General features: G+C 68.3%; 13 protein-coding genes. 11 read left to right on the forward strand and 2 right to left on the reverse strand.

Annotated features, from left to right (window positions below):
* Nucleotides 1-7 precede the first annotated feature (7 nt).
* Nucleotides 8-559: a hypothetical protein gene (locus tag PSESU_RS01525; RefSeq protein WP_013533999.1), complete on the forward strand. Its 552-nt coding sequence runs from the start codon at nucleotides 8-10 to the stop codon at nucleotides 557-559.
* Between the two features lie 47 nt (nucleotides 560-606).
* Nucleotides 607-1,383 (forward strand): YiiX/YebB-like N1pC/P60 family cysteine hydrolase, encoded by a 777-nt coding sequence (locus PSESU_RS01530; RefSeq protein ID WP_013534000.1) that lies wholly within the window; start codon nucleotides 607-609, stop codon nucleotides 1,381-1,383.
* 74 nt (nucleotides 1,384-1,457) lie between these two features.
* Here PSESU_RS01530 and PSESU_RS01535 read toward each other — a convergent pair whose 3' ends face one another.
* Nucleotides 1,458-2,087: an OmpW/AlkL family protein gene (locus tag PSESU_RS01535; RefSeq protein ID WP_013534001.1), complete on the reverse strand. Its 630-nt coding sequence runs from the start codon at nucleotides 2,085-2,087 to the stop codon at nucleotides 1,458-1,460.
* A gap of 377 nt (nucleotides 2,088-2,464) precedes the next feature.
* On the opposite strand from PSESU_RS01535, the gene aceF reads away from it, so the two are divergent.
* Nucleotides 2,465-3,889 (forward strand): dihydrolipoyllysine-residue acetyltransferase, encoded by a 1,425-nt coding sequence (gene aceF, locus PSESU_RS01540; protein WP_013534002.1) that lies wholly within the window; start codon nucleotides 2,465-2,467, stop codon nucleotides 3,887-3,889.
* Nucleotides 3,890-3,899: 10 nt separating this feature from the next.
* Nucleotides 3,900-6,032: a dihydrolipoyl dehydrogenase gene (gene lpdA / locus PSESU_RS01545; RefSeq protein WP_013534003.1), complete on the forward strand. Its 2,133-nt coding sequence runs from the start codon at nucleotides 3,900-3,902 to the stop codon at nucleotides 6,030-6,032.
* Nucleotides 6,033-6,105: 73 nt separating this feature from the next.
* Here lpdA and PSESU_RS01550 read toward each other — a convergent pair whose 3' ends face one another.
* Nucleotides 6,106-6,930 carry an outer membrane protein gene (locus PSESU_RS01550; RefSeq protein WP_013534004.1) on the reverse strand — a complete coding sequence of 275 codons (825 nt, stop codon included), beginning with the start codon at nucleotides 6,928-6,930 and terminating at the stop codon, nucleotides 6,106-6,108.
* A 344-nt stretch (nucleotides 6,931-7,274) separates the two neighbouring features.
* Between PSESU_RS01550 and PSESU_RS01555 the strand changes: the two genes are divergently transcribed.
* From PSESU_RS01555 to atpG, 7 genes are all read left to right on the forward strand, one after another.
* The gene (locus tag PSESU_RS01555; RefSeq protein ID WP_013534005.1) at nucleotides 7,275-7,643 is read left to right on the forward strand and encodes a hypothetical protein; all 369 of its coding nucleotides are present in this window, start codon (nucleotides 7,275-7,277) and stop codon (nucleotides 7,641-7,643) included.
* 74 nt (nucleotides 7,644-7,717) lie between these two features.
* Entirely contained in the window at nucleotides 7,718-8,518 is an 801-nt protein-coding gene (gene atpB / locus PSESU_RS01560) for a F0F1 ATP synthase subunit A (RefSeq protein WP_013534006.1), read from the forward strand.
* A gap of 70 nt (nucleotides 8,519-8,588) precedes the next feature.
* A complete protein-coding gene (gene atpE / locus PSESU_RS01565) occupies nucleotides 8,589-8,870 on the forward strand; it encodes a F0F1 ATP synthase subunit C (RefSeq protein ID WP_013534007.1) in 282 nt (93 codons plus the stop codon).
* A gap of 122 nt (nucleotides 8,871-8,992) precedes the next feature.
* Nucleotides 8,993-9,463: a F0F1 ATP synthase subunit B gene (locus tag PSESU_RS01570; protein ID WP_013534008.1), complete on the forward strand. Its 471-nt coding sequence runs from the start codon at nucleotides 8,993-8,995 to the stop codon at nucleotides 9,461-9,463.
* Nucleotide 9,464: 1 nt separating this feature from the next.
* On the forward strand, nucleotides 9,465-9,992 hold the full coding sequence (locus tag PSESU_RS01575; RefSeq protein WP_013534009.1) for a F0F1 ATP synthase subunit delta: 528 nt from the start codon (nucleotides 9,465-9,467) through the stop codon (nucleotides 9,990-9,992).
* A gap of 72 nt (nucleotides 9,993-10,064) precedes the next feature.
* On the forward strand, nucleotides 10,065-11,612 hold the full coding sequence (gene atpA / locus PSESU_RS01580) for a F0F1 ATP synthase subunit alpha (protein ID WP_013534010.1): 1,548 nt from the start codon (nucleotides 10,065-10,067) through the stop codon (nucleotides 11,610-11,612).
* 124 nt (nucleotides 11,613-11,736) lie between these two features.
* A complete protein-coding gene (gene atpG, locus PSESU_RS01585) occupies nucleotides 11,737-12,600 on the forward strand; it encodes a F0F1 ATP synthase subunit gamma (RefSeq protein ID WP_013534011.1) in 864 nt (287 codons plus the stop codon).
* Nucleotides 12,601-12,674 lie beyond the last annotated feature (74 nt).

The raw sequence follows: 12,674 nt of genomic DNA on the forward strand, positions 1-12,674 counted from the left end.
CCACGCCGTGCCGATCCTGCTCGCCCTCGCCGCGGTACTGGCGCTGTTCCTGGGCCTGCTGCCGGTGGCCCTGGCGCTGCGCATCCGCGGCGCGTTCAACACCCGCCGCCAGGCCTGGGTGCTGCCGCTGCGCCTGGCCTGGTGGTCCAGCCTGCTGTCGGCGGCGCTGTTCGCGCTGACGGTGCTGCTGGCCGGTTTCTTCTGGCCGAACGTCTGGACCTACGTGCCGCTGGCCGCGCTGGCCGGCGCCGTCCTGGGCCTGCTCGCCACCACCCGCGTGCGCTTCGTCGAGACCACCGAAGGCCTGTTCTACCGGACCAGTCCCGTGGTGTCGGTAGGCCTGATGGTGCTGGTCGTGGTGCGGCTGGTGGCCGGCGTGGTTCAGTGCTTCCGCGTGGCCTTCGGCGATGCCACCTGGCCGGAATCCGGCTGGCTGAGCCATGCGGGGATGATGGCCGTCGGCGGCCTGCTGCTGGGCTATGCCCTGGTCATGACCCGATACCTGTACGCACGTACCGCGGCGTACAGGCGCGACGGCGGCGTGCTGGGCCGCCGGTGAGCGGCCGCGTCGGTTAGCCTTCCCCGGTCCACCCGGGGAGTAAGGCGATGGTGTTGCAGTGGATCGGCAGGCGCCTGGCGCGTTTCCTGGCACGGCCACGTCCCGGCCACGCACGCGGTCCCACCAGCCGTCCGGAGCTTGTCGCGGCCACCCTGCGTCGTGGCGACGTGCTGCTGGTGGAAGGCACCAGCCGCTTCTCCACCGCGATCAAGTACCTCACCCAGTCGACCTGGTCGCATGCGGCGCTGTGCCTGGGCGTGCCCGAGGGCGGCGACCAGCCGTGGTTCGTGGACGTGGACGTCAACGATGGCGTGCGCACCGTGCCGCTGTCGGAGTTCGCCGGCCTGCACCTGCGCATCTGCCGACCGGTGGGGCTGGATGCCGCGGAGGTCGAAGCGGTCACCGGCTTCATGCTGGACCGGCTTGGCCATGGCTACGACCTCAAGAACATCCTCGACCTGGCGCGCTACCTCATCCGCCAGCCGCCGGTGCCGGACTCGTTCAAGCGCCGGATGCTGGCCCTCGGCAGCGGCGAGCCGACGCGGGCCATCTGTTCCACCCTGCTGGCCCAGGCCTTCGGTTCGATCGGCTATCCGATCCTGCCGGAGATCGAAGTGCTGGACGGGCAGGGCGCCAAAGGCCGGTTCATGCGCGAGGAGGTGCTGCATATCCGCCACCACAGCCTCTATACGCCGCGCGATTTCGACGTGTCCCCGTTCTTCCAGGTGGTCAAGCCGCGGCTCGAGGCCGGGTTCGACTTCCGCCGCGTGGTGTGGGCCTCGCAGCCCACGCACGACGCGACCGCCGCTGGGACCGCCGCCTGACATCGCTGCGCGGCGCCCGGATGCGGAAGACGGGCCCGTGGGCCCGTCCTCCGTACGACATTGGAGCGCGTGGATCAGAAGCGGGCGCCGATGCCCACGCCGACGGTCCACGGATCCAGCTTCAGTTCCTCGCCAGTGCCCTGGCCGGCAACGCGGACTTCCGGGCGCGAGTGCATGTAGCGCACGTCGGTACGCGCAAACCAGGTCTCGTTGATGTTCATGTCCAGGCCGACGGTGCCGATCGCACCCTTGGCGGTACCCAGGGTGGCCACGCCGCCCAGGCCGGCGACATCCTCGTTGCTGAAGTTGGACTCGTAGTAACCCAGGCCCACGAACGGACGGAAGACCTGGTCGGCCTGGCCGAAGTGGTACTGGCCGCTCAGCGCGATCGGCTGCTGCTCGACGGTGCCGAGCTTGCCCAGGTCGCGATCACGGACGCGGTGGTTGAACTTGTCGGCCGCGCCCCACAGCTCCACCGCGAAGTTCTCGGTGGCGTACCAGCTGGCGCTCAGGGTCGGGGCCGGGCCGCCGTCGACCTTCAGGTTCTGGCCCGGATCGGACGGCTCGATGTGGGCGATACCGCCGACCACGGCGAAACGCTTGTCCGCGGCGGTGCCGGTGGAGGTGCTGTCCTGGGCGAAGGCCGGGGCGGCGACGGCGAGGGCGGGGACGAGGGCGAGGGTAAGGATTCGAATGGACCGCATGGGGGAGTCTCCTCTTCGTTCTTGTGGTGCCCGTGGAGTGGGCGGGGCCGAACGTAGGAGCATGCGGATGAACGGATCCCTGCCACGGCAGGACGATCCGGCTTGGCGTTCAGCAAAAACCCCGCAGGCCGCGTGGTTGCTTGCATCCTCCCGCTGCGGCAATTCATCCGGCTCAGCGCGGCGTGCACGGTGCGTATCGCCCGCGTGCACGTGATGCGCCGGTGGAATCGCATCGACGATGCGGCTACGTATGGTCTCCGCTGAAACCTTGCCGGCGCAAAAAACGCCGTGGAAACACGCTTGTGGAGGTTGGCGGGTGGGGCGCGGACGGACACAATAGGGGTCTTTCCCCACGCACATAACGCCGGAGCCCTGGCATGGCCGAAATCAAGGAAGCGCGCGTCCCCGACATCGGGGATTACAGCGACGTCCCCGTCATCGAAGTCCTGGTCGCCGTTGGCGACACCGTGAGCCAGGACCAGGGCCTGGTCACGCTGGAATCGGACAAGGCGACGCTGGAAGTGCCTTCTCCCTACGCCGGCGTGGTCAAGGAGCTGAAGGTCAAGCTCGGCGACACCCTGTCCGAGGGCAGCGTGGTCGCCCTGATCGAGGTGGCCGATGCCGGCGCCGCCGCGTCCCCCGCTGCCGCGCCGAAGGCCGATGCCGCCCCGGCTGCGCCGCAGACCCCGGTCGCCTCGGTGAAGACCGCCGAGACCGGCGAGCGCATCGAGCCGGTGGCCGTGCCCGAGCAGCCCGACAAGCTCGCCCAGCGCGAGATCAGCCAGGCCCAGGTCGGCCAGCCGGCGCCGACCGGTGCCGCCCCGCGCACCCCGCCGGTGGAGTTCAACGCCGACAGCGTGCTGCCGGAGAAGGTGCCCTACGCCAGCCCGTCGGTGCGCCTGTTCGCGCGCGAGCTGGGCGTGGACCTGTTCCAGGTCACCGGCAGCGAGCGTGGCGGCCGGATCACGAAGGAGGACGTGCAGCGTTACGTCAAGGCCGCGCTTGCCGGCGGCGCTTCGCCCTCGGCTCCGGCCGGCGCCGCCACCGGTGGCAGCGGCCTCAACCTGCTGCCGTGGCCGAAGGTGGACTTCAGCAAGTTCGGCGAGGTCGAGACCAAGGCGTTGTCGCGGATCAAGAAGATCTCCGGCGCGAACCTGGCCCGCAACTGGGCGATGATCCCGCACGTCACCCAGTTCGACCAGGCCGACATCACCGAGCTGGAAGAGCTGCGCGTGCAGCTCAACAAGGAGCAGGAAAAGGCCAAGTCCGGCGTCAAGCTGACCATGCTGGCCTTCCTGCTCAAGGCCTCGGTGGCCGCGCTCAAGCAGTTCCCCGAGTTCAACGCCTCGCTGGACGAGTCCGGCGAGAACCTGACCCTGAAGAAGTACTTCCACATCGGCTTTGCCGCCGACACGCCCAACGGCCTGGTCGTGCCGGTGATCCGCGACGTGGACGAGAAGGGCGTGCTGCAGATCGCCCAGGAAATGGGCGAGCTGGCGAAGAAGGCCCGCGACGGCAAGCTGGGCCCGGCCGACATGACCGGTGGCTGCTTCTCGATCAGCTCGCTGGGCGGCATCGGCGGCACCGCCTTCACCCCGATCATCAATGCGCCGGAAGTGGCGATCCTGGGCGTGTCCAAGTCCAGCTTCCAGCCGGTGTGGGACGGCAAGCAGTTCCAGCCGCGCCTGGCCCTGCCGCTGTCGCTGAGCTACGACCACCGCGTGATCGACGGCGCCGCCGCCGCGCGCTTCACCAGCTACCTGGCCCAGGTCCTCGCGGACATGCGCCGCGTGCTGCTGTAACGGAGGGCACATGGCGAACACGATCGAAGTGAAGGTCCCCGACATCGGCGACTACAGCGATGTCCCGGTGATCGAGGTGCTGGTGGCCGTGGGTGACACGGTCAGCAAGGACCAGGGCCTGGTGACCCTGGAGTCGGACAAGGCCACCCTGGAAGTGCCGTCCTCGGCCGCCGGCGTGGTCAAGGAAGTGAAGGCCAAGGTCGGCGACAGGCTGTCCGAAGGCGCCGTGGTGGTGGTACTGGAAGCCGAAGGCGCCGCCGAGGCCCCGAAGGGGGCCCCTCCTGCGGCTCCCGCGGCTGCTCCGGCCCCGGCTGCCACGCCTGCGGCCCCGGCGCCGGCTCCCGCCGCTGCTGCTGCCAGCGCGGGCCCGGTCGAGGTCAAGGTTCCCGACATCGGCGACTACAGCAACGTGCCGGTGATCGAGGTGCTGGTCGCCGTGGGCGAGAAGGTGAAGAAGGACCAGGGCCTGGTCACGCTGGAATCGGACAAGGCGACGCTGGAAGTACCGTCCTCGGCCGATGGCGTGGTCAAGGAGATCCGGGTCAAGGTCGGCGACACCCTTTCCGAGGGCGACGTGGTGGTGGTGCTGGAAGGCGAAGCCGCCGCCGCTTCCGCCCCGGTCGCACCGGGCAGCAAGCCGCCGGTGGCACCGTCGCACCGTGCTCCCGCCGAGCCGGCCGCGCCCAAGCCGGCGCTGTCCACCGGCAAGACGGCGGACATCGAGTGCCGGATCGTGGTCCTGGGCGCCGGCCCGGGTGGCTACACCGCCGCCTTCCGCGCCGCCGACCTGGGCCTGGATACGGTGCTGATCGAGCGCTATGCCAGCCTCGGCGGCGTCTGCCTCAACGTCGGCTGCATCCCGTCCAAGGCGCTGCTGCATTCGGCCGCGATCATCGAGGAAGCCGCGCATGCCGACGAGTGCGGCATCGAGTTCACGGCGCCGAAGATCCACCTGGACAAGCTGCGCGCCTACAAGGAAAAGGTCGTCGGTCAGCTGACCAAGGGCCTGGCCGGCATGGCGAAGCAGCGCAAGGTGCGCACCGTCCAGGGCGTGGCGAAGTTCGTCTCGCCCAACGAGCTGGAGATCGCCGGCGACGACGGCAAGACCCAGCTGCTGCGCTTCGAGCAGTGCATCATCGCCGCCGGTTCGCAGGCGGTGAAGCTGCCGAACTTCCCGTGGGACGACCCGCGGATCATGGATTCGACCGACGCGCTGGAGCTGGCCGAGGTCCCCAAGAAGCTGCTGGTCGTCGGCGGCGGCATCATCGGCCTGGAAATGGCCACCGTGTACAGCGCCCTGGGCGCCAAGGTCACCGTGGTCGAGTTCATGGACCAGCTGATGCCGGGCGCCGACCGCGACCTGGTCAAGCCACTGGCCGATCGCCTGAAGAAGCAGGGCATCGAGGTGCACCTGAAGACCAAGGCATCCGGGGTGAAGGCCGACAAGAAGGGCATCACCGTGACCTTCGAGTCCGCCACCGAAGGCGAGAAGCCGGCGCTGGAATCGGGCACCTGGGACCGGGTGCTGGTCGCCGTCGGCCGCGCGCCGAACGGGAAGAAGATCGACGCGGAGAAGGCCGGCGTGCAGGTCAGCGACCGCGGCTTCATCCCGGTGGACCGGCAGATGCGCACCAACGTGCCGCACATCTTCGCCATCGGCGACATCGTCGGTAATCCTATGCTGGCCCACAAGGCGACGCACGAGGGCAAGCTGGCCGCGGAAGTGGCCGCCGGCGAGAAGAAGGAGTGGGTGGCGCGGGTGATCCCGTCGGTGGCCTACACCAGCCCGGAAGTGGCATGGGTCGGCGTCACCGAGGGCGAAGCGAAGGCCAAGGGCCTGAAGGTCGGCGTCGGCAAGTTCCCGTGGGCGGCCAGCGGCCGCGCCATCGGCATCGGCCGCACCGAAGGCTTCACCAAGCTCATCTTCGACGAACAGACCCATCGCATCATCGGCGCGGGCATCGTCGGCGTGCATGCCGGCGACCTGATCTCGGAGCTGGCGCTGGCGATCGAGATGGGCGCCGAGGCCGGCGACATCGGCGCGACCGTGCACCCGCACCCGACCCTGGGCGAGACGGTGGCGATGGCGGCGGAGGTGTACGAGGGCACGATCACCGACCTCTACATCCCGAAGAAGAAGTAACCGGCAGCAATGCCTGGAAACGGAAAACCCCGGCGCACGCCGGGGTTTTCCGTTGGGCCAGGATCGGCCGCGGTCAGAACGCCATGGTGACGCCGACCACCGGGCCCTTGAAGCGCTGGTCCCAGCCGACGATGCCGTCGCGCATGTCGTCGCCGGTCACCGTGCGCTTCACGTCCAGACGGTACCACTCGTAGCCGGCGAACAGGCCGAAGTTTTCGGTGAAGCGGTACTCGGCGATGGCGTTGGCGCGCGAGATGCTGCCGTCGTAGTCCTCGAAGTCGCCCCAGTCGGCATCCAGGTACTGCGCCTGCAGGTTCAGCAGCCAGCGCTCGCCCGGGCGCGCGGTCAGGCGCACGCCGACCACCGGGGCGTAGCCGTCCTCGCTGGTCTGCTCGGTCCAGCGGTTCTCGCCGGCTTCCGCCACCAGGGTGGCCTTGGCCTTGGCCCACTCGGCGCCGATCTGCAGGCCCAGGCTGAAGTTGTCGGTCTGCACCACGGAGTAGTCGTACAGCAGGCTGGCCAGCTGGAAGTCCAGCTCGGCCTCGGCGTAGCTGCCTTCCGGGATGGTGATGTCGTCGTAGGACAGGTCCTGGCCGAGGGTCTCGCGGCGCGACTTGTCGTAGTTGAAGTAGTCGAACACCAGGCGCTGGCGCTCGGACAGGCGGAACATGCCGTCGATGCGCGGCACGATCTCGTCGCTGCCGAAGTCGAAGCCCTGGGAGAAGCTGTACGGCTCGTCCATGTAGGTGGTCGAGGCCGACAGGGTGGTCTCGGCGGAGGCGCTCATGGCGCCAAGGCGCAGGGCGAGGCGGTCTTCGCGGGCATCCTGGGCGGCGGCGTGGCCGGCGCAGGCCAGCAGGGCGACGGCAAGCAGGGAGGAGGCGGGGCGCAATTGCATCGTTCGGTCGCGTATGGGGGTTTGGGGGCCGCAACTATGCGCAACCGCCCGGTCCACGGCCCGTGAGCCGGGCGCAGACGCAAGGTGAAGGCCGATGCGACCAAAGGAGGCCCCCTACGAAAGACGAAGGCCCCGCGCGGGGGCGGGGCCTTGGCGGCGACGGATCGACGAGGTTGTCCGCGGCTGCAGGTTTTAGGACTGCCCTGGGGGGCGGAAGTTCCCTCCGGAAGCATGACCTGCGTCGGTTGTCCCCCAAATTGTCCCGCTGCTATACTTTTGCGGCTCACCGGGCGCATCTGCATGCACCGCAGCCTGCTCCCGCTCCCCCTTACAGGTACCGTCGCGTGATCAATTCCGTTGCCGTGGGTCGGCGACAGGCCGGTCGCGCGATCGCCTGGCAGGCGGTGGCGACGCTGCTGACCGCACTGGCCTGCCTCTGGTGGGGCTGGAAGGCGGGCGCGGCGGCGCTGGTCGGCGGGGCTGCGGTCCTGCTGGGTGGCTGGATCGCGGCCCGTATCGGGCTGGGGGGTGGCGTCGACGGAGCGGTTCCGGCGATGGCGCGCCTGCTGGCAGGGATGCTGGCGAAGTGGTTCGTCCTGGTCGCCCTGATGGTGATCGGGGTGATCGCGCTGCGACTGCCTCCGCTGCCGATGCTGGCAGCCACGGCGGTCGCGCTCGTGGCCCAGGTCGTGGCCATGGTGCGCAATCCCTGAACGGCTCAGGCCGTTCCGGGGCAGTTATACCGCAACACACAACTCCAGGTCGTTAGCACAGGAAGATCGGACCTATGGCGGGCGAGGCGGAACTTACCCCTACCAGCTACATCCAGCACCACCTGAAGAACCTGACCACGCCGGTCGGTGACGGCGGTGGCTTCTGGACGATTCACGTCGACACGCTGGTGACCTCGGTCCTGATGGGCCTGTTCATGGTCTTCATGTTCTGGCTGGCCACGCGCAAGGCCACCCCGGGCGTGCCCGGCAAGTGGCAGGCCTTCGTCGAGATCTGCCTGGAGTTCGTGGACCGCCAGGCCCGCGACACCTACCACGGGACCAGCAAGCTGGTGACGCCGATCGCGATCACCCTGTTCTTCTGGATCCTGCTGATGAACCTGCTGAAGATGGTTCCGGCGGACTTCATCGCCAAGCCGCTGGAGCTGGCGGGCGTCCATTACTGGAAGCCGGTGCCGACCGCGGACGTGAACGCCACGCTGGGCATGTCGATCAGCGTGTTCTTCCTGATGCTGTTCTTCGCGCTGCGATCCAAGGGCCTGGGTGGCTTCACCCATGAGTTCCTGACCGCGCCGTTCGGCAAGTGGATGATGCCGTTCAACCTGATCCTCAACATCGTCGAGTGGCTGAGCAAGCCGATCTCGCTGGCGATGCGACTGTTCGGCAACATGTTCGGCGGCGAGATCGTGTTCCTGCTGATCTGGGTGCTCGGCGGCGCCAGCCTCATCGGCATGCTCGGCGGCGCGGTCTTCGGCCTCGGCTGGATGATCTTCCACCTGCTGGTGATCCCGCTGCAGGCGTTCATCTTCATGATGCTGTCGATCGTCTACCTGAGCCTGTCCGAAGACAGCCACTGATTTCCCCCATTCGCTCCACCGTTTCGTTCCCACCGTTTCACCAACTCAGCTATCCGTTCCGGAGAAAACCATGGAAACCGCACTGACCGCCCTCGCTTCCGTCCAGGCTTCGACCGTTCTGGCCATCGGCATCATGATCGGCCTGGCCGCGCTGGGCGCCGGCCTGGGCCTGGCCATCATGGCCGGCAAGTTCCTGGAGTCGGCCGCCCGCCAGCCGGAACTGATCCCGGTCCTGCAGGTGCGCATGTTCATCACCGCCGGCCTGATCGACGCCGCGTTCATCATCTCGGTCGCCGTGGGCCTGCTGTTCGCCTTCGCCAGCCCGTTCCTGGTCGGCGGCCTGGCCCCGTAACTGTCGGATCGAACGATTCGACGGGTCTGCCGCCGGTCCGCTTCGCTGGAACCGGCGGCAGCATGTAGGCAGCCTCGCGGCGCACGCGTCGCAGGCTCCCTGAGCACAGGCAGAGCGTACCAATGAACCTCAATCTGACTCTTTTCGCCCAGGCGCTGGCCTTTGCAGGCCTGATCTGGCTGATCGCCACCAAGATCTGGCCGCCGCTGCTGAAGGCCCTCGAGGAGCGCCAGCAGAAGATCGCCGAGGGCCTGGCGGCTGCCGACCGCAGCCAGAAGGACCTCGCGCAGGCGCAGGACAAGGTCAACGAGCTGCTGAAGGAAGCCCGCGCCAAGGCCAACGAGATCATCGACCAGGCCCACGCGCGCGCCAACCAGATCGTCGACGCGGCCCGCGAGGAAGCCGTGGTCGAGGCCACCCGCCAGAAGGCGCTGGCCCAGGCCGAGATCGAGGCTTCGGCCAACCGTGCCCGCGAGGAGCTGCGCAAGCAGGTCTCCCTGCTGGCCGTGAGCGGCGCCGAGAAGCTGCTGCAGCGCGAGATCGACGCCAACGCGCACAAGGCGCTGCTGGACGAACTGGCTGCCGAGATCTGACATGAGCCAGGCGCTGACCCTCGCACGTCCCTACGCCCGCGCCGCCTTCGGCGCGGCCCGCGACGAAGGCCGCCTGGATGCCTGGTCGCAGGCCCTGGCGTTCTCCGCGCAGGTCGCGGCCGACCCGCGCGTGGCCTCGCTGCTGCTCAACCCGGAACTGGGCGACGAGGCGGCGATCGCGCTGCTGGCGCCGCAGGACGCGGGCGAAAGCTTCCGCTGCTTCCTGTCGATCCTGGCCGAGGCCGGCCGCCTGCCGCTGCTGGCCGAGATCGCGGGCCTGTTCGAGCAGCTGCGCGCCGATGAACAGCGCGTGGTGCGCGCCCGGGTCACCTCCGCCGCCGAGCTCTCGGCCGCCGAGCTGGAGAAGATCCGCGACGCCCTGCGCCGCCGCTTCGGCCGCGAGGTCGAGCTGCAGCAGGCGGTGGACGCCAGCCTGATCGGCGGCGCGGTGATCGACGCCGGCGACGTGGTCATCGACGGCTCGCTCAAGGGCAAGCTGGCGCGCCTGCAGACCGCCCTGGCGGACTGACGGACGCAGCACCCAGACAGTTCACTTTTCAGGTCGCAACCCGGCACGGCGCGCGACTCCAAGGAAACCAACATGGCTACCACGCTCAACCCCTCCGAAATCAGCGACCTGATCAAGTCCCGCATCGAGCAGGTCAAGCTCTCGGCCGAGGCCCGCAACGAGGGCACCGTGACCTCGGTGTCCGACGGCATCGTGCGCATCTTCGGCCTGGCCGACGTGATGCAGGGCGAAATGATCGAGCTGCCGGGCAACACCTACGCGCTGGCCCTGAACCTGGAGCGCGACTCGGTCGGCGCCGTGGTCCTGGGTGACTACGAGCACCTGCGCGAGGGCGACGTGGCCAAGACCACCGGCCGCATCCTCGAGGTGCCGGTCGGTCCGGAGCTGCTGGGCCGCGTGGTCAATGCGCTGGGCGAGCCGATCGACGGCAAGGGCCCGATCAACGCCAAGCTGACCGCCCCGGTGGAGCGCGTCGCCCCGGGCGTGATCTGGCGCAAGTCGGTCGACCAGCCGGTGCAGACCGGCTACAAGTCGGTCGACGCGATGATCCCGATCGGCCGCGGCCAGCGCGAGCTGATCATCGGCGACCGCCAGACCGGCAAGACCGCCATGGCGATCGACGCGGTGATCAACCAGAAGGGCACCGGCATCAAGTGCGTGTACGTGGCGATCGGCCAGAAGGCCTCGACCGTCGCCAACATCGTGCGCAAGCTCGAGGAGAACGGCGCGCTGGCCCACACCGTGGTCGTCGCCGCCACCGCCTCCGAGTCGGCCGCCATGCAGTACATCTCGGCCTACTCCGGCTGCACCATGGGCGAGTACTTCATGGACCGCGGCCAGGACGCGCTGATCGTGTACGACGACCTGTCCAAGCAGGCCGTCGCCTACCGCCAGATCTCGCTGCTGCTGAAGCGTCCGCCGGGCCGCGAAGCCTACCCGGGCGACGTGTTCTACCTGCACTCCCGCCTGCTCGAGCGCGCCGCCCGCGTGTCCGAGGAGTACGTCGAGAAGTTCACCAACGGCGAGGTCAAGGGCCAGACCGGTTCGCTGACCGCGCTGCCGATCATCGAGACCCAGGCCGGCGACGTGTCCGCGTTCGTCCCGACCAACGTGATCTCGATCACCGACGGCCAGATCTTCCTGGAAACCGACCTGTTCAACGCCGGCATCCGCCCGGCCGTGAACGCCGGTATCTCGGTGTCGCGCGTCGGTGGCGCCGCCCAGACCAAGATCATCAAGAAGCTGTCCGGCGGCATCCGCATCTCGCTGGCGCAGTACCGCGAGCTGGCTGCGTTCGCGCAGTTCGCCTCGGACCTGGACGAAGCGACCCGCAAGCAGCTGGAGCGCGGCCAGCGCGTCACCGAGCTGATGAAGCAGAAGCAGTACCTGCCGATGTCCATCGCCAACCAGGCGCTGTCGATCTACGCCGTCAACGAGGGTTACCTGGACGACGTGCCGGTCGCCAAGATCGGCGCCTTCGAGGAAGGCCTGCACGCGCACTTCGCCAACACCGCCGGCGAGCTGGTCGCGAAGATCAACAGCACCGGCGCCTGGAACGACGAGATCGAGGCGGCGTTCAAGAAGGGCATCGAAGAGTTCAAGGCCACGGGCTCCTACTGAGCCCGGGGATTTGGGATTCGAGATTCGGGATTCGTAGGAAAACAGGGTTCGTGACGGGACACGGGATGCGCCTTCGGCCAATCCCCATTCCCGGATCCCGGATCCCGGCGAGCGGAGCGAGCTAATGGCAGGCGGCAGGGAAATCAAAACCAAGATCAAGAGCGTGCAGAACACCCGCAAGGTGACCCGCGCGCTGGAAATGGTCTCGGCCTCCAAGATCCGCAAGGCGCAGGACCGGATGCGTACCTCGCGTCCGTACGCGCAGGCGATGCGGCAGGTGATCGGCCACCTGGCCCAGGCCAACACCGACTACCAGCATCCGTTCCTGGTCGAGCGCGAGCAGGTCAAGCGGGTCGGCTACATCGTGGTCTCCTCCGACCGTGGCCTGGCCGGCGGCCTGAACAACAACTTGTTCCGCAAGCTGCTTGGCGAGATCCGCCAGCACAACGAGCAGGGCGTCGAGGTCGACATGGTCACCATCGGCCAGAAGGCGCAGGCCTTCTTCCGCCGGATCAAGGTGAACATGGTCGGCAGCGTCACCCACCTGGGCGACGTGCCGCACCTGGACGACCTGATCGGCGTGATCAAGGTGATGCTGGACGCGTACACCGAAGGCAAGGTCGACCGCGTGTACGTGGTCTACAACCACTTCGTGAACACGATGAGCCAGAAGGCCACGTTCGACCAGCTGCTGCCGCTGCCGGCGGCGCAGACCGACGTGCCGGCCCACGACTGGGACTACATCTACGAGCCGGATGCGGGCACGGTGCTGGAGCACGTGATCACCCGCTACATCGAGTCCCTGGTCTACCAGGCGGTGCTCGAGAACGTCGCCTCGGAGCACGCGGCGCGCATGGTGGCGATGAAGGCCGCCAGCGACAACGCGACCAAGCTGATCGGCACGCTGAACCTGGTCTACAACAAGGCCCGCCAGGCGGCGATCACCCAGGAAATCTCCGAGATCGTCGGCGGCGCGGCGGCGGTCTGATCCACATCCATCGGGAGCCCGGCGCAGCCGCGCGGGGCCCTGAAGAAAAACCTTCGGCGACCCGGTCGCGAGAA

Origin of the sequence: Pseudoxanthomonas suwonensis 11-1 (assembly GCF_000185965.1) — a bacterium.
In the GTDB taxonomy this organism is placed as follows: Bacteria; Pseudomonadota; Gammaproteobacteria; order Xanthomonadales; family Xanthomonadaceae; genus Pseudoxanthomonas; species Pseudoxanthomonas suwonensis_A.

Excerpts from the sequence above, each read along its gene's own strand:
- PSESU_RS01530 (WP_013534000.1), top strand. The coding sequence starts at position 607 with ATGGTGTTGCAGTGGATCGGCAGGCGCCTGGCGCGTTTCCTGGCACGG.
- PSESU_RS01535 (WP_013534001.1), bottom strand. The coding sequence starts at position 2,087 with ATGCGGTCCATTCGAATCCTTACCCTCGCCCTCGTCCCCGCCCTCGCC.
- aceF (WP_013534002.1), top strand. The coding sequence starts at position 2,465 with ATGGCCGAAATCAAGGAAGCGCGCGTCCCCGACATCGGGGATTACAGC.
- lpdA (WP_013534003.1), top strand. The coding sequence starts at position 3,900 with ATGGCGAACACGATCGAAGTGAAGGTCCCCGACATCGGCGACTACAGC.
- PSESU_RS01550 (WP_013534004.1), bottom strand. The coding sequence starts at position 6,930 with ATGCAATTGCGCCCCGCCTCCTCCCTGCTTGCCGTCGCCCTGCTGGCC.
- atpB (WP_013534006.1), top strand. The coding sequence starts at position 7,718 with ATGGCGGGCGAGGCGGAACTTACCCCTACCAGCTACATCCAGCACCAC.
- atpE (WP_013534007.1), top strand. The coding sequence starts at position 8,589 with ATGGAAACCGCACTGACCGCCCTCGCTTCCGTCCAGGCTTCGACCGTT.
- PSESU_RS01570 (WP_013534008.1), top strand. The coding sequence starts at position 8,993 with ATGAACCTCAATCTGACTCTTTTCGCCCAGGCGCTGGCCTTTGCAGGC.
- PSESU_RS01575 (WP_013534009.1), top strand. The coding sequence starts at position 9,465 with ATGAGCCAGGCGCTGACCCTCGCACGTCCCTACGCCCGCGCCGCCTTC.
- atpA (WP_013534010.1), top strand. The coding sequence starts at position 10,065 with ATGGCTACCACGCTCAACCCCTCCGAAATCAGCGACCTGATCAAGTCC.
- atpG (WP_013534011.1), top strand. The coding sequence starts at position 11,737 with ATGGCAGGCGGCAGGGAAATCAAAACCAAGATCAAGAGCGTGCAGAAC.